We start from the raw sequence: 23,799 nt of genomic DNA, 5'->3' as shown, positions 1-23,799 counted from the left end.
CCTACAGGGTTTTGTCAGTTCGCAACAAAACCCTCTTTACCCAAGCTTTACCCACACCTGACCGCCGCTGACCTTGATCTCCGTAATCTACTCACATCCGGACTCGCCGGAATAGAGACAGGAGAATCACCATGCGCAAGACCCTTATCGCTTTGATGTTCGCCGCCGCCCTGCCGACCGTTGCCATGGCCGCTATGCCCGAAGGCCCAGGCCCGATGGGCGGCCCTGAAGGTCACATGATGGGTGGCCCGGGCCACGGCGGTGAACACGGTCCGCGTGGCAAAGGCGGCCCCTTCAGCCAACTGGACCTGAGCCGCGAACAGCGCGAGCAGATCGGCAAGCTGATGGGCGACCAATGGCACGCTCGCAAGGACCTGGTCAAAAAGTACCTGGACAAGCTCCCGGCCGCCGACCAGAAAGCCATGCAGGATGAAATCGCCGCCGGCAAGCAGAAAACCCAGGCCGACATCCGTGCCGTGCTCAAGCCTGACCAACAGAAGAAGTTCGACGAGATCGTCAAGAAGCAAGAACAGCGCCGTGCCGAATGGAAGGAATTCCAAGCCTGGAAAGCGCAACAGCCGCAAAAAGCGCAATAATGCTCCAGCGTTAACGCTCCCAGCCCAGTGGCCCCCGCCACTGGGCTTTTCCTGTTTGAGGGTTTCCTGTGCGTTCATTGTTCTGGCGCATCCTGGCCAGCTTCTGGCTGGCCATCGCCCTGGTTGCCGGGCTGTCGATCCTGCTTGGGCACATGCTTAACCAGGATGCCTGGATTCTCAGCCGTCACCCCGGCCTCAATAACCTGGCGCAAGAGTGGACCCAACTCTACGAAGCCCAGGGCGAGGATGCTGCCCAAGACCTGCTGCAACAGCGCAAACGCCAGTACCACATCGACGTGCAAGTGCTCAACGAAAGCGGCGAGCCGGTGGTGCGCGGCACCTTCCCGCGCCGCGCCGCCGCCTTCGAAGCCCGTCAGAACGACAGCAAAGAGGGCCATCTGCCCTGGCGGCGCCTGACCGCCGAGTACACCAGCGACAAGACCGGCGACACGTACCTGTTGATCTACCGCATCCCACACCCGGAGCTCGACGAATGGCATCGCAGCAGCCTGGCGTGGCCCTTGAGCGCGCTGGTGATTGCGCTGGTGGTGCTGACCCTGTTCAGTCTGTTTGTCACCTTGTCCATCACGCGCCCCTTGAGCCGCCTGCGCGGTGCGGTGCATGACCTCGGCCAGGCCACCTACCAGCAAAACAGCCTGGCGCAGTTGGCCAACCGTCGCGATGAATTCGGCGTACTCGCCACCGACTTCAACCGCATGGGCGCACGCCTGCAAAGCCTGATCGGCAGCCAGCGCCAATTGCTGCGCGATGTGTCCCACGAACTGCGCTCGCCCCTCGCCCGCCTGCGCATCGCCCTGGCCCTGGCCGAACGCGCCAGCTCCGAAGAACGGGAAAAACTCTGGCCACGCCTGACCCGTGAATGCGACCGCCTGGAAGCCCTGATCAGCGAGATCCTGGTACTGGCCCGCGTCGATGCCGACAATGCCAGCGCCGAAGACGTCGACCTCATCCCACTGCTCAAAACCCTGCAAAAGGACGCCCAACTCAGCGCGCCGGACCAAGTGGTGCAACTGAGCACCGACCCGGACCTGCAACTGAAGGGCTGGCCGACCATGATCGAACGAGCGGTGGATAACCTGCTGCGCAATGCCCAGCGCTTCAACCCGCCGGGGCAAACCATCGATCTGCACGCCCAGCGCCACGGCGACCGCATCCTGATCAGCGTGCGCGACCATGGCCCGGGTGTGGACGCCGAACACCTGAGTCAACTCGGCGAGCCGTTCTACCGCGCTCCCGGCCAGACGGCCCAAGGCCACGGCCTGGGCCTGGCGATTGCCAGACGCGCGGCCGAACGTCACGGCGGCAGCCTGATCCTGGCCAATCACCCAGCCGGTGGTTTTATCGCCAGCATCGACCTGCCGTTGGTACCAGGGGTTGTCACGCCGGTGTGATGATCTTCTATAGTGGCCCTTCTCTTAAGGAGGGCCTTTGATGACTGACCTGCTGACTCCCATCCAAGCCGCACTCGATCTACCCCACACCCCGCTGAGCTTCACCGAGGCGGGCGCCCTGCCCTCGACCTACGCCGTCACCGAACTGGCCAGTGCCAGCATCGGCGCCGCCGGGCAGGCCGTCGCCCAACTGATCCAGCAACAGACCGGGCGCTTACCCAGCGTGAGTGTGGACCGACGCCTCGCCTCCTTCTGGTTTTCTTCCTCGATCCGCCCGCTGGGCTGGCAAGTGCCGCCCCTGTGGGACCCGGTGGCCGGCGACTACGCCAGCGCCGACGGCTGGATTCGCCTGCACACCAACGCGCCCCATCACCGTGCCGCCGCCGAACGGGTGCTGGGCAAGGTCGCCGACCGCGCCGAGATGGCCAGCAAGGTCGCGGCGTGGAACGCCGCAGAACTGGAACAGGCGATTGTCGACCACGGTGGCTGCGCGGCGCAGATGCGTACATGGCAGGCCTGGCAGCAACATCCGCAAGGGTTGGCGGTGAACGCCGAGGCGCTGGTCCAACGCCAGACTTTCGAAACCACGACCGATAAACCCTGGCGCGGCTCGGTGGGACGCCCGCTGGCCGGCCTCAAGGTACTGGATTTGACCCGTGTGCTGGCCGGCCCGGTGGCCAGTCGTTTTCTGGCCGGTCTCGGCGCGGATGTACTGCGCATCGACTCACCCACTTGGAACGAACCCGGCGTAATCCCGGAAATGACCCTGGGCAAACGCTGCGCGCGCCTGGACCTGAAAACGCCCGAAGGCCGGCTGACTTTCGAGAGGTTGCTCAAGGACGCCGACATCCTGTTCCACGGTTACCGCGCTGACGCCCTGGAGCACCTGGGCTACACCGCCGCTGAACTGCAACACATCGCCCCCGGCCTGATCGACGTCAGCCTCAACGCCTACGGCTGGAGCGGCCCGTGGCGTAATCGCCGGGGCTTCGACAGCCTGGTGCAGATGAGCAGCGGGATCGCCGAGGCGGGCATGCGCTGGAAACACGCGGATAAACCGGTGCCACTGCCGTTGCAGGCGCTGGATCACGCGACCGGGTACCTGATGGCGGCCAGTGCGATTCAGGCACTGAGCGAACGGCTGCAGTCCGGGCGCGGTGGTTCGGCGCGGTTGTCGTTGGCGCGCACCGCAACGTTACTGGTGCAAGCAGGCCAAGTGCCCGAGCAACCGGCGTTGCGCGAGGAAGAACCAGGGGATCAAGGCCTGGTCGTCGAACAGACCGCCTGGGGGCAGGCCCACCGGCTGCTGCCCCCGCTGACCATCGGTGGAACGCCATTGCAATGGGATTTGCCGGCTGGAGAGTTGGGCTCGCACAGGCCTCAATGGTGACTTGACGGCCGCTATCGGGAGCAAGCCCCCTCCCACATTTTGAATATGTTCACCCATCAAAGTGTGGGAGGGGGCTTGCTCCCGATGAGGCCCGTCCCCTCACCCCATCACAACGACAACAACCCACTGTACAACCCATACGCCGCCAGCCCTGCACCGGCGATCACGCAGCTGAAAATGCCTTTCTCTACGTGGGTAAACAACGGCTGGCCCTGTTCGCGCTTGGCCAGGGCGAACAGGATCACGCCTGGCGCATACAACAGCGCCGACAACAGCAGGTATTTCAGCCCCCCGGCGTAGAGCAACCATACGGCGTAGCCCAGGGCGATCAACCCCACCAGCAAGTCCTTGATGCGATGGCGGTGCGCACCTTCATAGGTTTCACCTCGCCCGCTCAACAGCACGGCATACGCCGCCGACCACAGGTACGGCACCAGAATCATCGACGACGCCAGGTAAATCAGGGTGGTGTAGGTGCTGTGGGAAAACAGCGTGATCACCAGGAAGACCTGGATCATCACATTGGTCAGCCACAAGGCGTTGACCGGCACCTGGTTGGCGTTTTCCTTCTTCAGGAAGGCCGGCATGGTCTTGTCATGGGCGGTGGCGTAGAGGATTTCGGCACAGAGCAGCGCCCAGGACAACAAGGCGCCCAGCAATGAAACCGCCAGGCCGATGCTGATCAGCACCGCGCCCCAGGGCCCGACGATATGCTCGAGCACACCGGCCAGGGACGGGTTTTGCAGGCCGGCCAGCTCCGCCTGGCTCATGATGCCCAGGGACAGCACATTCACCAGCACCAGCAGCAACAGCACGCCAAGAAAGCCGATCACCGTGGCCCGCCCCACGTCCGCGCGCTTCTCGGCCCGCGCCGAATAAACGCTGGCGCCTTCAATGCCGATAAACACAAATACCGTGACCAGCATCATATTGCGCACCTGGTCCACCACACTGCCGAATTGCGGCTTGCCCAGGCCCCAGATGTCAGCCGTGAAAATATCGGCCTTGAACGCCACGGCGGCGATGACCACGAACATCAGCAGCGGTACCAGCTTGGCCACGGTGGTGATCTGGTTGATGAACGCGGCTTCCTTGATCCCGCGCAGCACCAGGAAGTGCACGGCCCATAGCAGCAACGATGCGCAGCTGATGGCCACCGGCGTGTTGCCTTGGCCGAACACCGGGAAAAAATAGCCCAGGGTGCTGAACAGCAACACGAAATAACCGACGTTGCCCATCCACGCGCTGATCCAGTAACCCCAGGCCGAGGAAAAGCCCATGTAGTCGCCGAAACCCGCCTTGGCGTAGGCGTACACCCCGGAATCCAGTTCCGGCTTGCGATTGGCCAGGGTCTGGAAGACGAAGGCCAGGGTCAGCATGCCCACGGCCGTGATCGCCCAGCCGATCAACACCGCGCCCACCTCGGCGCGCGCGGCCATGTTCTGCGGCAACGAGAAGATCCCGCCGCCGATCATCGACCCCACCACCAGGGCAATCAGGGCGCCAAGCCGAAGTTTCTGGGCCGGTTGAGACATGCAGACTCCTGAATAAAAATTGAGCTGACAACCCTGAACTCAACTAATTAAGTCAGCGAGTGTAGCGTTTATTAAAGACAGCGATAAAACCGCCACGCTCATAACTCAACGGCATGACAGTTTATCCAGTTCAGACGTATTTAGAATTTAAATATGGCCACTACTTTGTCGTTTCCAGGTCATTTATTGTCGCCTTTTGGAAAAACTTGCGTATTCAGTAAAAGGGTCTAGTTTCAAACGTCCACACGGCAGACTAAATAATTAATAAAACCGCAGAAATCGCTCTGGAACGCGACTTTGCGGGGGAGAGGTATTGCTCGCGACTTTCCTCCTAACTCATTAATTCACAATGGAATGTGCCAATGAAGTGATCTGAGTCAGCTGTTTGATTAGCACACGGAATTATTCTGTGGTCTCTCTTCTCCTGCATTGGAGTTATGCAATGTCTGAATCTCCCGGAAAACTTCGATTGGGTGCACTGGTTGCACTTGTCGTCGGCTCAATGATTGGCGGCGGGATCTTCTCTCTGCCGCAAAACATGGCCGCCAGTGCCGATGTTGGCGCGGTATTGATCGGTTGGGTAATTACCGCCGTGGGCATGCTGACCCTGGCGTTTGTCTTCCAGACCCTGGCCAACCGCAAACCTGATCTGGACGGCGGTGTTTACGCCTACGCCAAGGCCGGCTTCGGTGACTACATGGGCTTTTCGTCAGCCTGGGGTTACTGGATCAGCGCCTGGCTGGGCAACGTCGGTTACTTCGTCCTCCTGTTCAGCACCCTCGGTTATTTCTTCCCGATTTTCGGTGAAGGCAATACGCCTGCGGCGGTGATTGGCGCGTCGGTCTTACTGTGGGCCGTGCACTTTCTGGTGCTGCGCGGGATCAAGGAAGCGGCGTTCATCAACCTGGTGACCACGGTCGCCAAGGTGGTGCCGCTGGTGCTGTTCGTATTGATCGCCGTGTTCGCGTTCAAGCTGGACATCTTCACCGCTGACATCTGGGGCGTGAAAAACCCGGACCTGGGCAGCGTGATGAACCAAGTGCGCAACATGATGCTGGTCACCGTGTGGGTGTTCATCGGTATCGAAGGCGCGAGCATCTTCTCGGCCCGTGCTGAAAAACGCAGCGACGTCGGCAAGGCCACGGTGATCGGCTTTATCACCGTGCTGTTGTTCCTGATGCTGGTGAACGTGCTGTCCCTGGGCATCATGACCCAACCGGAATTGGCCAAGCTGCAGAACCCGTCGATGGCCGCCGTGCTGGAACATGTGGTGGGCCACTGGGGTGCGGTGCTGATCAGCGTCGGCTTGATCATCTCGTTGCTGGGGGCGCTGCTGTCGTGGGTGCTGCTGTGTGCGGAGATCATGTTCGCCGCCGCCAAGGACCACACCATGCCGGAGTTCCTGCGCAAGGAAAACGCCAACCACGTGCCGGCCAACGCCCTGTGGCTGACCAACGCCATGGTCCAGATATTCCTGGTGATCACGCTGTTTTCCGCCAGTACCTACCTGTCGCTGATCTACCTCGCCACCTCGATGATCCTGGTGCCTTACCTGTGGTCGGCGGCCTACGCCCTGCTGTTGGCGGTGCGCGGCGAAACCTACGAAAACGCCCTCAAAGAGCGCAGGAAAGACCTGTTCATCGGCGCGGTTTCGCTGATCTACGCGGTCTGGCTGCTCTATGCCGGCGGCACCAAGTACCTGCTGTTGTCCGCCCTGCTCTATGCCCCCGGCGCGATCCTGTTCGCCAAGGCCAAGCATGAACTGGGCAAACCGATTTTCACCAACGTCGAGAAGCTGATTTTCGCTGCGGTAGTCATTGGCGCCCTGGTGGCTGCCTATGGCCTCTACGACGGCTTCCTGACTCTGTAATTGTTGTTCCTTGGAGGATCTGTAATGACCACGGAAAAAGTGAAGTACGGCGTACATTCCGAAGCCGGCAAACTGCGCAAAGTCATGGTGTGCTCCCCAGGTTTGGCCCACCAGCGGCTGACCCCTAACAACTGCGATGAATTGCTGTTCGATGACGTGCTGTGGGTGGCCCAGGCCAAGCGCGACCATTTCGACTTCGTGACCAAGATGCGCGAGCGGGATATTGATGTGCTGGAAATGCACAACCTGCTGACCGACATCGTTGCGAACCCCGAGGCCCTGGACTGGATCCTGGAACGCAAGATCACCTCCAACACCGTGGGCCTGGGCCTGGTCGAGGAAGTCAGCTCCTGGCTGCGCAGCCTTGAGCCGCGCAAGATCGCCGAGTTCCTGATCGGTGGCGTGTCGGCCGATGACCTGCCGAGCAGCTTCGGTGGCAAGACCATCGAGATGTTCCGCGACTTCCTCGGCCACGCCAGTTTCATTCTGCCGCCGCTGCCCAACACCCAGTTCACCCGCGACACCACCTGCTGGATCTACGGCGGTGTGACGCTCAACCCGATGTACTGGCCGGCGCGACGCCAGGAAACCCTGCTGGCCAGCGCCATCTACAAATTCCACCCCGAGTTCACCAACGCGGACTTCCAGATCTGGTACGGCGACCCCGACCAGGAACACGGTGCTGCCACGCTGGAAGGCGGTGACGTCATGCCGATCGGCAATGGCGTGGTGTTGATCGGCATGGGCGAGCGCTCGTCCCACCAGGCCATCGGCCAACTGGCGCGCAACCTGTTCAAGAACAAAGCCGTGGAACGGGTGATCGTTGCCGGCCTGCCGAAATCCCGCGCGGCGATGCACCTGGACACCGTGTTCAGCTTCTGCGACCGCGACCTGGTGACCATCTTCCCCGAAGTGGTCAACCAGATCGTGCCCTTCACCCTGCGCCCTGACGAGAGCAAGCCCCACGGCATCGACATTCAGCGGGAGAAAACCAACTTCCTCGAGACCGTGGCCGCTGCGCTCAACCTCAAGGCCCTGCGCGTGGTGGAGACCGGCGGCAACAGCTTCGCCGCCGAACGCGAGCAGTGGGACGACGGCAACAACGTGGTGGCCTTGGAGCCTGGCGTGGTGATCGGCTACGACCGCAACACCTACACCAACACCCTGTTGCGCAAGGCTGGCGTGGAGGTCATCACCATCAGCGCCGGTGAACTCGGCCGTGGCCGTGGCGGCGGCCACTGCATGACCTGCCCGATCATCCGCGACCCTATCGACTATTAAGGAGATTCCATCATGGCTTTCAATATGCGCAACCGCAGCCTACTGTCGCTGATGCACCACACCACCCGCGAACTGAATTACCTGCTGGACCTGTCCCGCGACCTCAAGCGCGCCAAATACACCGGCACCGAGCGTCCGCACCTGCAAGGCAAGAACATCGCGCTGATCTTCGAAAAAACCTCGACCCGCACCCGTTGCGCCTTCGAAGTGGCAGCCCACGACCAGGGCGCCCACGTCACCTACATCGACCCGGTGTCGTCGCAGATCGGCCACAAAGAAAGCATGAAAGACACCGCCCGCGTCCTTGGCCGCATGTTCGACGCCATTGAGTACCGTGGCTTCGAGCAGGAAATCGTCGAAGAGCTGGCCAAGTTCGCCGGCGTGCCGGTGTTCAACGGCCTCACCGCCGAATTCCACCCGACCCAAATGATCGCCGACACCCTGACCATGCGCGAGCACAGCGACAAGCCGCTGCATGACATCAGCTACGCCTACCTGGGTGACGCGCGCTACAACATGGGTAACTCGCTGCTGATGATCGGCGCCAAGCTCGGCATGGACGTGCGCATCGGCGCGCCGAAAGCCCTGTGGCCCCACGAAGACTTCATCAAACAGTGCCAGGCATTCGCCGAGGAAAGCGGCGCGCGCATCACCATCACCGAAGACCCGAAAGAAGCCGTCAAAGGCGTGGACTTCATCCACACCGATATCTGGGTGTCCATGGGTGAGCCCGTGGAAGCGTGGGACGAACGCATCGAGCAACTGCTGCCGTACCAGGTCAACGCCAAGATGATGAAGGCCTCGGGCAACCCTCGGGTGAAATTCATGCACTGCCTGCCGGCGTTCCACAACAGCGAAACCAAGGTCGGCAAGGACATCGCCGCACGTTATCCGAACCTGGCCAATGGGGTGGAAGTGACCGAGGAAGTCTTCGAGTCGCCGGCCAACATCGCTTTTGAGCAAGCGGAAAACCGCATGCACACCATCAAGGCAATCCTGGTGTCGGCACTCGCGGATATCTAAAGGCTACACGGGTCAAGTGTGGGAGGGGCGGTGCGACGATTCGACTTGCCCCCGATGGCGGCGGATCAGCTACAGATAAGTTGCCTGACATACCGCTATCGGGAGCAAGCCCCCCCCCACATTGGCCTCTGTGTTCACACCCATAGAAGGATTGCATTATGCGCATCGTCGTAGCTCTGGGCGGCAACGCCCTCCTGCGCCGTGGTGAACCCATGACCGCAGACAACCAACGCGCCAATATCCGTATCGCCACCGAACAGATCGCCAAGATCCATGCCGGCAACGAGCTGGTCATCGCCCACGGCAATGGCCCGCAGGTCGGCCTGCTGTCGTTGCAGGCGGCCGCCTACACCAGCGTTTCGCCTTACCCGCTGGACGTACTGGGTGCCGAGACCGAAGGCATGATCGGCTACATCATCGAACAGGAACTGGGCAACCTGCTGGACTTCGAAGTGCCATTCGCTACCCTGCTCACCCAGGTGGAAGTGGACGCCAAGGACCCGGCCTTCCAGAACCCGACCAAGCCCATCGGCCCGGTGTACTCCAAGGCCGAAGCGGAAAAACTCGCCGCCGAGAAAGGCTGGGCCATCGCCCCGGATGGCGACAAATATCGCCGCGTCGTGGCCAGTCCACGGCCCAAACGCATCTTTGAGATTCGCCCGATCAAGTGGTTGCTGGAAAAAAACGCCATCGTGATCTGCGCCGGTGGTGGCGGTATCCCGACCATGTACGGTGAAGACGGCAAGCTCAAGGGCATCGAAGCCGTGATCGACAAAGACCTGTGCTCCTCGTTGCTGGCCTCGCAACTGGACGCCGATTTGCTGGTGATAGCCACCGACGTCAACGCCGCGTTTATCGACTTCGGCAAGCCGACGCAAAAAGCCATCGGCCAGGCCCACCCCGACGACATGGAAAAACTCGGCTTCGCCGCCGGCTCCATGGGGCCCAAGGTGCAAGCCGCCTGCGAGTTCGCCCGCCAGACTGGCAAAACCGCGGTGATCGGTTCACTCTCCGACATCGAAGCCATCGTCCAGGGCAGCGCCGGCACGCGCATCAGCACGGCAACACCTGGCATCACCTATCTGTGAAGTAGAGGAGATACGCCTATGGCCACCTTTGAACCCGGTCACCTGCACGTCGAACGTCACGCCCTTAACAAGGACGACTACAGCTACAACCTGTGCATCGATTACGAAGTCAGCCAGGATCCAAAGGAAGGCAAGGGCATGCTGTTCAAGCTGCACGGCTCGGTGCAGGGCAAGGACCTCAAGGAGGAGTTCTTCTTGCCCAAGGACCAGGCATTCGACTTCGCCCGGCATGCGATGAACATCGCGCAGAAGTATGGGATGCCGAAGACGGCCGTGCTCAATGGTTCGATGCACAAGCAGTACGACCAGATGTTCGAGGATGTGCGGCATCAGCTGGATGTGAAATCGGGCGATCCGGTCAAACCCGAACACCTGGAATAACTGACAAAACTCTGCTCCAACTGTGGGAGGGGGCAAGCCCCCTCTCACATTTTTTGATCTCTATCGCCTGTCAGGCATACTTGCCGCCTCTCGCTCCCCAGAATTGTTAGCGCCCCATGCGTATCCACGTCAGCTTCATCGACCGCGTCGGCATTACCCAGGAAGTCCTGGCCTTGCTTGGTGGGCGCAATCTCAACCTGGATGCGGTGGAAATGGTGCCGCCCAACGTCTACATCGATGCCCCGACGCTCAGCGCCGAGGTGCTCGAAGAGCTGCGCGACGCGCTGTTCAGCGTGCACGGCGTACAAGCCGTAACGGTAGTGGATATCCTTCCCGGCCAACGCCGCCACCTGCAACTCGACGCCCTGCTGGCGGCCATGACCGACCCGGTGCTGGCCCTGGACAGTGCGGGCAAGATCCTGCTGGCCAACCCGGCAATGATTGCGCTGTACGGGCGCGAGCCGGCGGGGGAAAGCATCGCCGAGCTGTTCAATGACCCGGCATTACTGGACACCTTGCTGGAACAGGGCTTTCGCCTGCCCCTGCGCGAGATCAGCGTCAACGGCCAGACCCTCTTGCTGGACGCCACTCCGATCACCGATGCCGGCGCCCTGCTCACCCTGTACCAACCCAACCGCATCGGCGAACAACTGTCGGCGCTGCACCATGATCATGCCGAAGGCTTTGATGCGCTGCTGGGCGAGTCACCGGTGATCCGCACGCTCAAGGCACGCGCACAACGGGTGGCCGCACTCGATGCTCCGCTGTTGATCCAGGGCGAAACCGGCACCGGCAAGGAGTTGGTGGCGCGGGCCTGCCACGCCATCAGCGCACGCCACAGTGCGCCGTTTTTGGCGTTGAACTGCGCGGCGCTGCCGGAGAATCTCGCCGAGAGTGAATTGTTCGGTTACGCCCCCGGCGCCTTTACCGGCGCCCAACGCGGCGGCAAGCCAGGGCTGATGGAGCTGGCCAACCAGGGCACGGTATTTCTCGATGAAATCGGCGAAATGTCGCCCTATTTGCAAGCCAAGCTGCTGCGTTTTCTCAACGACGGCAGCTTCCGCCGGGTGGGCGGCGACCGCGAAGTGAAGGTCAATGTGCGCATCCTCAGCGCCACCCACCGCGACCTGGAAAAAATGGTCAGCGAAGGCACCTTCCGCGAAGACCTGTTCTATCGCCTCAACGTGCTCAACGTCGAAGTACCGCCCCTGCGTGAACGCGGCCAGGACATCCTGCTGCTGGCCCGCTACTTCATGCAGCAGGCCTGTGCGCAGATCCAGCGCCCGGTGTGCCGCCTGGCGCCCGGCACCTATCCGGCGCTGTTGGGCAACCGTTGGCCGGGCAATGTGCGCCAGCTGCAGAACGTGATCTTCCGCGCCGCCGCCATCTGCGAAAGCAGCCTGGTGGACATCGGTGACCTGGACATCGCCGGCACCTCCGTGGCCCGCCAGAACGACGGCGAAGTCGATAGCCTGGAACAGGCCGTCGAGGACTTCGAGCGCAGCCTGCTGGAGAAGCTCTACGTCAGTTACCCCTCGACCCGGCAGTTGGCCAGCCGCCTGCAAACCTCACACACCGCCATCGCTCACCGCTTGCGCAAGTACGGCATTCCCGCAAAACCCTGAGCGCCTGCATCACCAGAACGCACGCCGGCCACGATGCTTGATAACGCCGGCAGCGCTGAAAAACAGCTGCGCGGCCATGGGCGGGCTGATGCGCGAATAGTAGATCGCGATGGCCTCACTGTCGGTTTTGTCGAGCAGGCTGCGAAAACTCATGAAGCGCTGCTCCGGCCTTTTCAGATGGCCGGCGTTGTAGGGTAAATCGGGGTCCGTGGGCGATGAATAATGAAAGTGCGCATAAGCCAGGACCTTGCCCTGCCTGTCCTTGACCACATACTCCTGCAGGAAATCATCCACCCGCTTGAGCGCAATACGCCCCTCGATGCGCAGTATCTGCACCTGGTTCCGGGCCAGGAGCCAGGCAATCCCATCCTCATCGGGCGGCAAGCGCTTGATCATCTCGATGCGCAACGCTCGACCCTGCTCCAGAGAGTGGCTGGCGGCCTGTTCCAATTCAGCGAGCAGCGCCTGGGCCGCGGTATCCGGCGTTGACGGCAGCGCCTTGCGAATCTTTTCGGCAACCGCCTTGATGCCCTCGGACTGCCGCGTCAACCGGGCTTCGACGCTGGCCGGCAGCTTGGCACTGCGCGCTTCGTCGCGGGTCTGCTGCAGCACCAGCGGTGCTCTGGCCAACAAGCGGCGCGCGTCGGCCTTGAGGTTTTCCAGGGAGCGCGTCGGCCGCGGCACCACGGCGCCAGCCGGTGTGATCGCTTCGAACGCATCCGAGCCCGGCTGCTGATGCAGGCTCACCACCACGGCCTGGTCAATCGGGTTGATGACATCAACGATGTCTTCGGTCGCTTCCGGCGTGCGGGCGCGAACCCGCCCCAATTGATAGCGCTTCTTCGAATCGCGGATCAGCCGTTGATCGGCTTCAAGGGGGCGTACCCGGCCGGGCTGAGGGTTGCGCTCGTGCTCACGCAGCAGCTTCGCCAGGGCGATTCTCGACTCCTGTTCCAGGCTGAGGATCGTGGCTTCCACCGGCACCTCGACATCCCCATGGATCAATTCCGGCGCGGCGGAACGGTATTCATCCAGGAGCGCCAGGGTTTTGGCGTATTCGTGCAGCACCGCCCGGGTGCCCTCGATACGCTGCTGCACACTCAGCACGCCTGGCTCATCGATGGTTTTCTGGGACTGTGCCGACTGGATCGCCTCATCCATGGCCGCGTCGATCCGACTGAAGTCGTCCTGCTCTTCAGGCAGGGGCCGCCGGCGCCACAGCTGCTCCTTGAGCACCTGCAACTGCACGGTCCGCCAGCCCAATGGCTGCCCGTACGAGGACGGTTGCAACTCACCGGTGTATGACTTGTAGGCAGGAATGCTGAGCAACCGCTCGTAATTGACCCGCTCCCAGAAGCTCAGGTTGACCATCTTGTCGTGAAACTCGCCGATTCTGCGGCTCTCTTCGGTCAAGATTCCGATAACCGCCTGGGCCGCGGTCGCGTCCTGCCCCGACAGTTGCGCGAGATGCGCTTCGGAAAACTGCTCCTCGCGGCGACTGAAGGTCAGCACGAACATCTGCCGGCGCAGGTTCAGCACGATATCTTCCAACTGCAGGCACTGTTCCCGTTCAAAGCCGTCCAGGGGTTTGTTGGCGTTTCTGCGCATAAGCACATTGAGTTTTTTCTGTTGCGCATCGGTCTTTTTTTCCAATTCGCGCAGGTAGCGCGCCCTGGCATCGCGCCGGTGCTGCTCGGTGAAGGCTGCCTCGGAGGTCAGGTGCGCCTTCTCACACAGGTCTTCGGCCGCGGTCACGACACGCTCGAGGCTCTGCAATTCGTTGCTTGCCGCGCTGTACTCGCGCTCAAGCTCAAGCTTTTGCTGCTCGATGTGGGCACGCCGCTGGGCCACCGTGCTCTTTGGCTGCCCGCCAACCAGGCGCAGGCCCAGGTCGACTTTCCAGACCCCATGGGCATCTTTGCCCAGCCACGGACCGAGACGCTGGGGTTGCCGCAGATCGACGACCCGCCAGCCATCCTTGACCGCGCTCAGGCCATACACTTTGCTGTCTATCAACGTGTAAGGCTCCTGACGGGCCGCGCCACTGTCGCCCTGTACCAGCAGACTACCGCGCACCGGGCTCGCCGCCGAGGCCAGCGTCGGCGAGTCGGGCCAGCGCTCGCCCTGCCTGGGTGACCATTGGAACGTCTCGAGCTGGGCACGCTGCTGGGTCGTAAGCCTGGACCTTGAGTTGGCCCAGGAAAAATCCATTGCCGTGACGTCGGCGAATGAACGCTGCCAGGCAAACGTCGACGCCGAGTGGCGCGTGTGGCTGACCGGGATCGCGTCACGGGCCTGGGCACTGCCAGGATTCAGGCGTAACCGTTGATCCAGCGTGACCACAGGGCTCATCAGCAGGCCGGCCACGCTGCCGATCAACTCGGCGAAGGCATTGGCGGAATCTTCGCGGCTGGTCTCAACCGGCAGCGCCAGCACCGTGCGGAACGTCCTGAAGGTTTGGGACAACCAGCCCGCCACCGCCACCGGCCCCCTGACCATCGGCAAAAGCGCATTGAACACTTGCCACAGATCATTCTTGAACAGGGTCCAACGCAGCGCCTCGTTGGAAACCGACTGTTTGACGGCGCGCTGCCACAGGTCTCTGGCGTTTTCATCGAAGACGCTCTCAAGGAACTCGCCATGCACCGGTTCGTCACTCAACAACGCCGGGCTCGATGCGGGCAGCACGTCGAACTCATCGCCCTGCAGCACACGCTGGACATGAGGACGAAGAAAACCGCCGTTGGCAAACAGAGCGCGGCTGTTCTCCGGTAAACGCTGCAGCACCACGCGTTGAAGATCGCCGCCCACCGTTGCGATCTCGTCGAGCAACGCCTGGCGGCTGGGGAACTGTTGCAGCACCGCGTCGGTTTGATCCGGCCGATAGAGAATATGCGGCAACGTGCTGTTGTCGCGGGGACCGATGACAAACAGGTTGTGCGCTTGATGGGCCAGCCCGCCTGCATGGGCCAGGAACGCCAGGGGCCGGGCGACAATCACCTCATCGTCGACCACGCGCTGACGCGGATCTTCCCGCAGCATCGCTTGCACCACCCGAGCGCCTGCCCGGGTGAAACCGTTGCGCTGGCGAAGGCTGTTTTCAAGGGCGCGCATCGGCAGTTGCAGCGCCATCTGATCGACAAACAACCGGCGCCGCCGTGCAGACTGCATCGGGTCGGCGATCAGTGCGTGCTCCAGCAACGACGGATAATACTTGCCCACGTCCACCCGCTCGATCAGTCCCTTGAGATAGGCCGGCGTGACCCAGCGCGGCACGTTACCTGGCGTGGCCTGGTGGCTGATGTGCACACTGGCATAGGCGGTGGCGAAGGGGTTTTCCAGCGACCAGTGGGTCAACGTCCGGGTGGTTCGTTGCGTCCAGCCAACCGTGCCACCCTGGGTGCGCTCGAAGGTCAGGAGGTAGTCGTCCGGGTTGATGGGGGCTTGCGTTGGATGATCCAGGCGCATTTGCCGTTGCAACGCCTTGCGCGCGTACACATCGATTGGCTCAAGGCCATCGAGGAACATTGCACCGCCGGTGCTGCGTTGCAGGCGCGCCAGGCGCTCCAGCCACTGACCGTAAGCCAGGCGATCCGCGCTGCTGGCCCGCTGCAACCAGACCGGTAATTGTTCTTCGTGAGGCTGCTCGAGGTAATCCGGGTCGAACCAGGCCAGTGGCGAGGTGAGCGTGATAAACAGCTGTTCATAGCTGCCGATATCGGGCAGTGCAGACCAGTCAACCCGCCGTACATCGCGAAGTTGTCGTTCGAGCAAGGCCTGGGCCAACGCATCGAACACATCGCCCTCGGGCTCGCGCAGTACCCATTGCAGCGGCGCCCCTGGCCGGTAGTGGCTCATATAGCGCGGCAGCAGGTCACCCAAGGCGTCCAGGGATTCGAGCTGCACCAGGTTCATCACCGGGATATAGACGAGGGTGAGCTGTTGCCCCGCGACCCGACGCTGCAAGATCAACAGCGGCAGCCATTCGCCCGGGTCCCCGGCCTGGGCCGCATAGACTTGATAGATATGCAGCGCATCGGCATCACCCAAGGCCTCTCGATCCGCCCGATACCCCCAAAGCTGCTGTACCTGCTCATCGCCCAGCCCCAGCAGCAGCCGCGCCTGCTCCGGCGTCAATGGCGGGTTCTGCCGCGCCGTGAGCAGGCATGCACGTAACTGGCTGCTGACCGCGTGCCAACGGCTGTCGGCCGAACCGTCCGACACGCGCGCGTTCCAGTAGTGCACCAAGCGTTCGGCAAAACCCGCCAGCACATCGGGCGCCAGGGTGTTGAGCATCCACTCGATATCGTCCACGGTGAGGGCGCCGCTCGCCGGTTGGAACACCTGCGGTGCAGACTGCACCAACAGCACATGATGGCCTGGCGTGTAGTTCAGCGCGTCACCCTTCATGCAGCGCTTGATCAGTGCGTCGCTCAAGGTAATAAGCGGCATGTGGCGGCGGCCGACCGAGGTTGGCTGGATCACACCGATCCAGCTGTTAGCGGCCTGCAGGCCGGAACCGGCAAACCACTGTCCGATCCATTCCTGGATCATTTCCCGGGCCACTTGGGCCAGGCCCAGGCGCCGGGCGAAGACGTTGGATAAATAGTCGCGAGATGTCCGGGCCTGGGAAATCTCCGGGGGAATAAGGTTTGAAGTACTCATGCGGCGCATCCTGATGACGAAGTGCGCGCACGGTAAAACGCGGGCCGGCCTCCCAGACGGTAGATAAATCGCAAAAGCGACGTCCATCCGTACTGAAAGCGCTACAGTGGAACGATATCGCTACAACCTTGTTTTTTACGCGCCATGCAAGGCTTTGATCCGCATAGGCTTTTTTTCGACGGCCGGAGTGTAGCGAAATCGCTACACACAAATGCGCTATCGTTATAACCGCTTTTACCAAGCCATTGATTAATAAAGAGTTAATGACATTGGCCGCGATATTGCTAAGCAACTCTCCATTATTTCCAATCCCGCCCACCAGACGATTCTGGCCCTGAGGAGTTTCCATGAGCGAGTTGCGTTTCACTGAAGATCACGAATGGCTGCGCGCCGAAGCTGACGGCAGCGTCACCGTGGGTATCACCGCTTTCGCACAGAACGCGCTGGGTGATGTGGTTTTCGTGCAACTGCCGGAGTTGCAGGCCTACGACAAGGGCGCTGAAGCATCCACCGTAGAATCGGTCAAGGCCGCCAGCGGCGTGTACATGCCGTTGGACGGTGAAGTGCTGGAAGTGAACGACAAGCTCGATGGCAGCCCGGAACTGGTCAACGAAGACCCGATGGGCGAAGGCTGGTTCTTCCGCTTTAAACCGGCCGATGCCGATGCGGTAGCTAAACTGTTGGATCAGGACGCGTACGACCGCCTGATCAAAGCCAACGCTGAAGCCTGAGGAGCGCGCCATGACGATCAACCTGAGCACCGCCAACGAATTCATCGCCCGCCACATCGGCCCGCGCCAGGAAGATGAGCAGCAGATGCTCGCCAGCCTGGGCTTCGATTCCCTGGAGGCCCTGAGCGCCAGCGTGATCCCGGAAAGCATCAAGGGCACCAGTGTGCTCGGCCTGGAAGATGGCCTGAGCGAAGCCGAGGCCCTGGCCAAGATCAAGGCCATCGCCAGCCAGAACCAACTGTTCAAGACCTACATCGGCCAGGGCTACTACAACTGCCATACGCCGTCGCCGATCCTGCGCAACCTCCTGGAAAACCCGGCCTGGTACACCGCCTACACCCCGTACCAGCCAGAAATTTCCCAGGGTCGCCTGGAAGCGCTGCTGAACTTCCAGACCCTGATCAGCGACCTCACCGGCCTGCCGATCGCCAACGCCTCGCTGCTCGATGAAGCCACCGCCGCCGCCGAAGCCATGACCTTCTGCAAGCGCCTGAGCAAGAACAAGGGCAGCAACGCCTTCTTCGCCTCTATCCACAGTCACCCGCAAACCCTCGACGTACTGCGCACCCGTGCCGAGCCGCTGGGCATTGACGTGGTCGTGGGCGATGAGCGCGAACTGACCGACGTCAGCCCGTTCTTCGGCGCGCTGCTGCAGTACCCGGCCAGCAACGGTGACGTGTTCGACTACCGCGCACTGACCGAGCGTTTCCACGCCGCCAATGCCCTGGTAGCCGTGGCTGCGGACCTGCTGGCCCTGACCCTGCTGACCCCTCCGGGTGAGTTCGGCGCCGACGTGGCCATCGGCAGCGCGCAACGCTTCGGCGTGCCGCTGGGCTTCGGTGGCCCGCACGCGGCGTACTTCTCCACCAAGGATGCGTTCAAGCGCGACATGCCGGGGCGTCTGGTCGGTGTGTCGGTAGACCGCTTCGGCAAGCCGGCCCTGCGCCTGGCCATGCAGACCCGCGAGCAGCATATCCGCCGCGAGAAAGCCACCAGCAACATCTGCACCGCCCAAGTACTGCTCGCCAACATCGCCAGCATGTATGCCGTGTACCACGGGCCCAAGGGCCTGACCCAGATCGCCAACCGTATTCACCACCTGACCGCGATCCTCGCCAAGGGCTTGACCGCGCTGGGCCTGAAGGTCGAGCAGGAACACTTCTTCGACACCCTGACCCTGCACACCGGTGCCGACACTGCCGCACTGCACGACAAGGCCCGCGCCCAGCGCATCAACCTGCGTGTGGTGGACGCCGAGCGGGTTGGCCTGTCGGTGGACGAAACCACCACCCAAGCCGATATCGAAACCCTGTGGGCGATCTTCGCCGCTGGCAAAGCCCTGCCGGACTTCAACGCCGAGGTGGACAGCCGCCTGCCCGCCGCATTGCTGCGCGAGTCGCCAATCCTCAGCCACCCGGTGTTCAACCGTTATCACTCCGAAACCGAGCTGATGCGCTACCTGCGCAAGCTGGCGGACAAAGACCTGGCCCTGGACCGCACCATGATCCCGCTGGGCTCGTGCACCATGAAGCTCAACGCCGCCAGCGAAATGATCCCAGTGACCTGGGCCGAATTCGGTGCCCTGCACCCGTTCGCCCCGGCCGAGCAAAGTACCGGCTACCTGCAACTGACCTCCGACCTGGAAGCCATGCTCTGCGCGGCCACCGGGTACGACGCGATCTCGCTGCAGCCGAACGCCGGTTCCCAGGGTGAGTACGCCGGCCTGTTGGCGATCCGAGCCTATCACCAGAGCCGTGGCGAAGAACGCCGCGACATCTGCCTGATCCCGTCGTCGGCCCACGGCACCAACCCGGCGACTGCCAACATGGCCGGTATGCGTGTGGTAGTTACGGCCTGCGATGCCCGTGGCAACGTGGACATCGAAGACCTGCGCGCCAAGGCCATCGAGCACCGCGAACACCTCGCCGCACTGATGATCACCTACCCGTCCACCCACGGCGTGTTCGAGGAAGGTATCCGCGAAATCTGCGGCATCATTCACGACAACGGCGGCCAGGTGTACATCGACGGCGCCAACATGAACGCAATGGTCGGCCTCTGCGCCCCAGGCAAGTTCGGCGGCGACGTGTCCCACCTGAATTTGCACAAGACCTTCTGCATCCCCCACGGCGGTGGCGGCCCGGGCGTTGGCCCGATTGGCGTCAAGTCCCACCTCACGCCATTCCTGCCAGGCCATGCGGCCATGGAACGCAAGGAAGGCGCGGTCTGTGCCGCACCGTTCGGCAGCGCGAGCATCCTGCCGATCACCTGGATGTACATCAGCATGATGGGCGGCGCAGGCCTCAAGCGCGCTTCGCAATTGGCGATCCTGAATGCCAACTACATTTCCCGTCGCCTCGAAGAGCACTACCCCGTGCTCTACACCGGCAGCAACGGCCTGGTGGCGCACGAATGCATCCTCGACCTGCGCCCGCTGAAGGACAGCAGCGGCATCAGCGTGGACGACGTGGCCAAGCGCCTGATCGACTTTGGTTTCCATGCACCGACCATGTCGTTCCCGGTGGCGGGCACGCTGATGATCGAGCCGACCGAAAGTGAATCCAAGGAAGAACTGGACCGCTTCTGCGACGCGATGATCGCCATCCGCGAAGAAATCCGCGCGGTGGAAAACGGCACCCTGGACAAGGACGACAACCCACTGAAAAACGCCCCGCACACCGCAGCGGAACTGGTGGGCGAATGGAGCCACCCCTACAGCCGTGAACAAGCGGTGTACCCGGTAGCCTCGTTGATCGAAGGCAAGTACTGGCCGCCGGTTGGCCGGGTCGACAATGTGTTTGGTGACCGCAATCTCGTATGCGCATGCCCTTCAATCGAGAGCTACGCGTAACCTGAGGCTGAACTCAATCAAATGTGGGAGGGGCTTGCTCCCGATGGCGGTTTTACATTCAACATCTCTGTTGACTGACACACTACCATCGGGAGCAAGCCCCTTCCCACATTGACCGAGTACACCCAATACATAACAAGAAACCGGAGAACAACTCATGTCTTTAAGCGTGTTCGACCTGTTCAAGATTGGCATCGGCCCCTCCAGTTCCCACACCGTTGGCCCCATGCGTGCGGCCGCTCGGTTCGTCGAGGGCCTCAAGCGTGACAACCTGCTGAGCGCCACCACCGGCATCAAGGTGGAACTCTATGGCTCCCTCGGCGCCACCGGTAAAGGCCACGGCAGCGACAAGGCCGTGCTGCTGGGCCTGGAAGGCGAACACCCGGACACCGTGAACACCGAAACTGTTGCCGCACGCCTGGCGCAGATGCGCGGCGACGGTCGCTTGAACCTGCTCGGCGAACACAGCATTGCGTTCAACGAGAAAGAACACCTGGCGATGATTCGCAAACCCCTCGCCTATCATCCCAACGGCATGATTTTTCGTGCCTTTGATGCGGCGGGTATCCAGATCCGCAGCCGCGAGTACTACTCGGTGGGCGGCGGTTTTGTGGTGGATGAAGACGCTGCCGGCGCCGACCGGATCGTCGAAGATGCCACTCCACTGACGTTCCCGTTCAAGCATGCCAAGGACTTGCTTGGCCATTGCACCACCTATGGGCTGTCCATCAGCCAGGTGATGCTGACCAATGAAAGTGCCTGGCGCCCGGAAGCGGAAACCCGCGCCGGCCTGCTGAAGATCTGGCAAGTGATGCAGGACTGCGTGGCAGCCGGCTGTCGCAACGAAGGCATCTTGCCCGGCGGCTTGAAGGTCAAGCGTCGCGCTGCCGCCTTGCATCGCCAGTTGTGCAAGAACCCGGAGTCGGCCCTGCGCGACCCGCTGTCGGTACTCGATTGGGTCAACCTGTACGCCCTGGCCGTGAACGAAGAAAACGCCAACGGCGGGCGCGTGGTCACGGCGCCCACCAACGGCGCGGCCGGGATTGTGCCGGCGGTGCTGCATTACTACATGCGCTTTATCCCCGGCGCGAACGAAGACGGCGTGGTGCGTTTTCTGCTCACCGCCGCCGCCATCGGCATTCTCTACAAAGAAAACGCCTCGATCTCCGGGGCCGAAGTTGGTTGCCAGGGTGAAGTCGGCGTGGCCTGTTCCATGGCCGCTGGCGCGTTGTGCGAAGTATTGGGCGGTACGGTTTCCCAGGTGGAAAACGCCGCCGAGATCGGCATGGAACACAACCTCGGCCTGACCTGTGACCCGATTGGCGGGCTGGTGCAGGTGCCTTGCATCGAGCGCAATGCCATGGGCTCGGTGAAGGCCATCAATGCGGTGCGCATGGCCTTGCGTGGCGATGGGCAACACTTCGTCTCGCTGGACAAGGTTATCCGCACCATGCGCCAGACCGGCGCCGACATGAAAAGCAAATACAAGGAAACCGCCCGTGGCGGTTTAGCGGTCAACATTATCGAGTGCTGACGCCTAAAGGCGCGCCAGCACGTTTTTCAGGAGCTGAATATGTCCACCGAAACCCTGTTGAAAACCCCATTGCACGCCCTGCACCTCGAGTTGGGTGCACGCATGGTGCCCTTCGCCGGCTACGACATGCCGGTGCAATACCCACTGGGCGTGATGAAGGAACACCTGCACACCCGTGAACAGGCCGGGTTGTTCGACGTGTCCCACATGGGCCAGATCCGCCTCACCGGCGCCAACGCCGCCAAGGCTCTGGAAACCCTGGTACCGGTCGACATCATCGACCTGCCGGTCGGCATGCAGCGCTACGCGATGTTCACCAATGACCAAGGCGGCATCCTCGACGACCTGATGGTGGCGAACCTGGGTAACGACGAACTGTTCCTGGTGGTCAACGCCGCCTGCAAGGACCAGGACCTGGCGCACCTGCGCCAGCATCTCGGCGACCAGTGCAGCATCGAGCCGCTGTTCGAAGAGCGCGCCCTGCTCGCCCTGCAAGGCCCGGCCGCGGTTAAGGTGCTGGCGCGCCTGGCACCGGAAGTCACCCGGATGACTTTCATGCAGTTCGCCTCACTGCGCCTGCTGGGCGTGGACTGCTACGTCAGCCGCTCCGGCTACACCGGTGAAGACGGCTTTGAAATCTCCGTGCCCGCCGCCAACGCCGAAAGCCTGGCGCGCAGCCTGCTGGCCGAGGACGAAGTGCAGGCCATCGGCCTGGGCGCCCGTGACTCGCTGCGCCTGGAAGCCGGCCTGTGCCTGTACGGCCACGACATGAACACCGAGACCACCCCGATCGAAGCCAGCCTGTTGTGGGCGATCTCCAAGGCCCGTCGCACCGACGGTGCGCGCGCCGGTGGCTTCCCGGGTGCCGACCGCATCTTCACCCAGCAGCAAACCGGTGTGAGCCGCAAGCGCGTGGGTCTGCTGCCCCAGGAGCGCACGCCTGTACGTGAAGGCGCAGAGATAGTCGATGAACACGGCACCGTGATCGGCAGCGTGTGCAGCGGTGGCTTTGGCCCGAGCCTGGGTGGCCCACTGGCCATGGGTTATCTGGACAGTGCATTCATCGCACTGGACACCGAGGTCTCTGCGTTGGTGCGTGGGAAAAAAGTGCCACTTCGTGTAAGCAAAATGCCATTTGTGCCGCAACGTTACTATCGTGGCTGATTGACTGTTCCTATAAGTAACGCGGTTGCATTAACGTGCACTAATCTGTAACGCAACCGCCATAAAATAGTGCAGCAACGATAGGCATTATTATAGGAATTAACCTATAACAAGTGACCCATTCTATCGAATAAGCAAGCCTCCCATTATTCAGCGAAGTGCCCTGTGGCCGAGTAAACGCTGGGCTTTTGGCAGGGCTTGTTTTTTCTCCATTAGTTGGCGTAGAGTTTGCCCACTGTGTTTGCATGGGTCGCTTGGAACCTGGACCTGGGCAGTAGCTGAAGTAGTTGTGCTACAACCCGTTCGACGTCTCTTACTTTCCTGCAACCCAGCCCAGTACTCTTTCATGCGAAAGGGGCTGTCATTAATTTTTAGCGTCAAGGAAATAAGAAAATGGCTGATCGTCAGAGCGGTACCGTCAAGTGGTTTAACGACGAGAAAGGGTTTGGTTTTATCACTCCAGAAAGCGGTCCGGATCTGTTCGTGCATTTCCGCGCTATTCAAGGCAACGGCTTCAAAAGCCTGAAGGAAGGCCAGAAGGTCACCTTCGTTGCGGTGCAAGGCCAGAAAGGCATGCAGGCTGACGAAGTACAAGCAGAAGCCTGATCCTTTCTGCAACAAAAAGCCCCTGAGATGACATCAGGGGCTTTTTT

At 61.8% G+C, this 23,799-nt stretch carries 16 protein-coding genes; 14 read left to right on the top strand and 2 right to left on the bottom strand.

Going from position 1 to position 23,799, the window contains the following annotated elements:
- Positions 1 to 131 precede the first annotated feature (131 nt).
- The 3 genes from M2397_RS11040 to M2397_RS11030 all read left to right on the top strand — a co-directional run bounded on the left by M2397_RS11040 (position 132) and on the right by M2397_RS11030 (position 3,398).
- On the top strand, positions 132 to 596 hold the full coding sequence (locus tag M2397_RS11040; protein WP_053135934.1) for an LTXXQ domain protein: 465 nt from the start codon (positions 132 to 134) through the stop codon (positions 594 to 596).
- Positions 597 to 664: 68 nt separating this feature from the next.
- On the top strand, positions 665 to 2,008 hold the full coding sequence (locus M2397_RS11035) for a HAMP domain-containing sensor histidine kinase (RefSeq protein WP_131697877.1): 1,344 nt from the start codon (positions 665 to 667) through the stop codon (positions 2,006 to 2,008).
- A 40-nt stretch (positions 2,009 to 2,048) separates the two neighbouring features.
- Positions 2,049 to 3,398, top strand: coding sequence for a CoA transferase (locus M2397_RS11030; protein ID WP_259243114.1), 1,350 nt, complete (start codon positions 2,049 to 2,051; stop codon positions 3,396 to 3,398).
- 107 nt (positions 3,399 to 3,505) lie between these two features.
- On the opposite strand, the gene arcD (M2397_RS11025) is transcribed toward M2397_RS11030, so the two are convergent.
- Positions 3,506 to 4,933, bottom strand: a complete 1,428-nt coding sequence (arcD, locus tag M2397_RS11025; RefSeq protein ID WP_259243112.1) for an arginine-ornithine antiporter — start codon at positions 4,931 to 4,933, stop codon at positions 3,506 to 3,508.
- Between the two features lie 442 nt (positions 4,934 to 5,375).
- Between arcD (M2397_RS11025) and arcD (M2397_RS11020) the strand changes: the two genes are divergently transcribed.
- The 6 genes from arcD (M2397_RS11020) to M2397_RS10995 all read left to right on the top strand — a co-directional run bounded on the left by arcD (M2397_RS11020) (position 5,376) and on the right by M2397_RS10995 (position 12,201).
- Positions 5,376 to 6,803: an arginine-ornithine antiporter gene (gene arcD / locus M2397_RS11020; RefSeq protein WP_131697880.1), complete on the top strand. Its 1,428-nt coding sequence runs from the start codon at positions 5,376 to 5,378 to the stop codon at positions 6,801 to 6,803.
- A 24-nt stretch (positions 6,804 to 6,827) separates the two neighbouring features.
- Positions 6,828 to 8,084 (top strand): arginine deiminase, encoded by a 1,257-nt coding sequence (gene arcA, locus M2397_RS11015; RefSeq protein WP_131697881.1) that lies wholly within the window; start codon positions 6,828 to 6,830, stop codon positions 8,082 to 8,084.
- 12 nt (positions 8,085 to 8,096) lie between these two features.
- Complete coding sequence (locus tag M2397_RS11010) at positions 8,097 to 9,107, top strand: ornithine carbamoyltransferase (protein WP_015885593.1); 1,011 nt, start codon at positions 8,097 to 8,099, stop codon at positions 9,105 to 9,107.
- A gap of 158 nt (positions 9,108 to 9,265) precedes the next feature.
- Positions 9,266 to 10,195, top strand: coding sequence for a carbamate kinase (gene arcC, locus M2397_RS11005; protein ID WP_131697882.1), 930 nt, complete (start codon positions 9,266 to 9,268; stop codon positions 10,193 to 10,195).
- A gap of 18 nt (positions 10,196 to 10,213) precedes the next feature.
- The gene (locus M2397_RS11000; RefSeq protein WP_131697883.1) at positions 10,214 to 10,576 is read left to right on the top strand and encodes a DUF5064 family protein; all 363 of its coding nucleotides are present in this window, start codon (positions 10,214 to 10,216) and stop codon (positions 10,574 to 10,576) included.
- 116 nt (positions 10,577 to 10,692) lie between these two features.
- The gene (locus M2397_RS10995; RefSeq protein WP_259243107.1) at positions 10,693 to 12,201 is read left to right on the top strand and encodes a sigma-54-dependent transcriptional regulator; all 1,509 of its coding nucleotides are present in this window, start codon (positions 10,693 to 10,695) and stop codon (positions 12,199 to 12,201) included.
- A 9-nt stretch (positions 12,202 to 12,210) separates the two neighbouring features.
- Here M2397_RS10995 and M2397_RS10990 read toward each other — a convergent pair whose 3' ends face one another.
- Positions 12,211 to 16,866: a hypothetical protein gene (locus tag M2397_RS10990; protein ID WP_259243105.1), complete on the bottom strand. Its 4,656-nt coding sequence runs from the start codon at positions 16,864 to 16,866 to the stop codon at positions 12,211 to 12,213.
- Positions 16,867 to 17,213: 347 nt separating this feature from the next.
- Here M2397_RS10990 and gcvH point away from each other — a divergent pair, with 347 nt between their 5' ends.
- The 5 genes from gcvH (at position 17,214) to M2397_RS10965 (ending at position 23,752) form a co-directional block, all read left to right on the top strand.
- The gene (gene gcvH / locus M2397_RS10985) at positions 17,214 to 17,597 is read left to right on the top strand and encodes a glycine cleavage system protein GcvH (protein ID WP_005790845.1); all 384 of its coding nucleotides are present in this window, start codon (positions 17,214 to 17,216) and stop codon (positions 17,595 to 17,597) included.
- A 10-nt stretch (positions 17,598 to 17,607) separates the two neighbouring features.
- Entirely contained in the window at positions 17,608 to 20,448 is a 2,841-nt protein-coding gene (gene gcvP, locus M2397_RS10980) for an aminomethyl-transferring glycine dehydrogenase (RefSeq protein WP_167655105.1), read from the top strand.
- 157 nt (positions 20,449 to 20,605) lie between these two features.
- Positions 20,606 to 21,982, top strand: a complete 1,377-nt coding sequence (locus M2397_RS10975) for an L-serine ammonia-lyase (protein ID WP_065947880.1) — start codon at positions 20,606 to 20,608, stop codon at positions 21,980 to 21,982.
- A 39-nt stretch (positions 21,983 to 22,021) separates the two neighbouring features.
- Entirely contained in the window at positions 22,022 to 23,146 is a 1,125-nt protein-coding gene (gcvT, locus tag M2397_RS10970) for a glycine cleavage system aminomethyltransferase GcvT (RefSeq protein ID WP_131697887.1), read from the top strand.
- A gap of 393 nt (positions 23,147 to 23,539) precedes the next feature.
- Positions 23,540 to 23,752, top strand: a complete 213-nt coding sequence (locus tag M2397_RS10965; protein WP_002552288.1) for a cold-shock protein — start codon at positions 23,540 to 23,542, stop codon at positions 23,750 to 23,752.
- The last annotated feature ends 47 nt before the right edge of the window (positions 23,753 to 23,799 follow it).

The organism is Pseudomonas sp. BIGb0381, from assembly GCF_024809815.1.
Lineage (GTDB): Bacteria > Pseudomonadota > Gammaproteobacteria > Pseudomonadales > Pseudomonadaceae > Aquipseudomonas.
The sequence above is the reverse complement of the archived record's forward strand: the minus strand, read 5'-3'. Positions and strand labels throughout refer to the sequence as shown.

Excerpts from the sequence above, each read along its gene's own strand:
- gcvP (WP_167655105.1), top strand. The coding sequence starts at position 17,608 with ATGACGATCAACCTGAGCACCGCCAACGAATTCATCGCCCGCCACATC.
- arcD (WP_259243112.1), bottom strand. The coding sequence starts at position 4,933 with ATGTCTCAACCGGCCCAGAAACTTCGGCTTGGCGCCCTGATTGCCCTG.
- M2397_RS11000 (WP_131697883.1), top strand. The coding sequence starts at position 10,214 with ATGGCCACCTTTGAACCCGGTCACCTGCACGTCGAACGTCACGCCCTT.
- M2397_RS10965 (WP_002552288.1), top strand. The coding sequence starts at position 23,540 with ATGGCTGATCGTCAGAGCGGTACCGTCAAGTGGTTTAACGACGAGAAA.
- M2397_RS10995 (WP_259243107.1), top strand. The coding sequence starts at position 10,693 with ATGCGTATCCACGTCAGCTTCATCGACCGCGTCGGCATTACCCAGGAA.
- M2397_RS11040 (WP_053135934.1), top strand. The coding sequence starts at position 132 with ATGCGCAAGACCCTTATCGCTTTGATGTTCGCCGCCGCCCTGCCGACC.
- M2397_RS10975 (WP_065947880.1), top strand. The coding sequence starts at position 20,606 with ATGTCTTTAAGCGTGTTCGACCTGTTCAAGATTGGCATCGGCCCCTCC.
- arcC (WP_131697882.1), top strand. The coding sequence starts at position 9,266 with ATGCGCATCGTCGTAGCTCTGGGCGGCAACGCCCTCCTGCGCCGTGGT.
- M2397_RS11010 (WP_015885593.1), top strand. The coding sequence starts at position 8,097 with ATGGCTTTCAATATGCGCAACCGCAGCCTACTGTCGCTGATGCACCAC.
- arcD (WP_131697880.1), top strand. The coding sequence starts at position 5,376 with ATGTCTGAATCTCCCGGAAAACTTCGATTGGGTGCACTGGTTGCACTT.
- arcA (WP_131697881.1), top strand. The coding sequence starts at position 6,828 with ATGACCACGGAAAAAGTGAAGTACGGCGTACATTCCGAAGCCGGCAAA.
- M2397_RS10990 (WP_259243105.1), bottom strand. The coding sequence starts at position 16,866 with ATGAGTACTTCAAACCTTATTCCCCCGGAGATTTCCCAGGCCCGGACA.
- gcvH (WP_005790845.1), top strand. The coding sequence starts at position 17,214 with ATGAGCGAGTTGCGTTTCACTGAAGATCACGAATGGCTGCGCGCCGAA.
- M2397_RS11030 (WP_259243114.1), top strand. The coding sequence starts at position 2,049 with ATGACTGACCTGCTGACTCCCATCCAAGCCGCACTCGATCTACCCCAC.
- gcvT (WP_131697887.1), top strand. The coding sequence starts at position 22,022 with ATGTCCACCGAAACCCTGTTGAAAACCCCATTGCACGCCCTGCACCTC.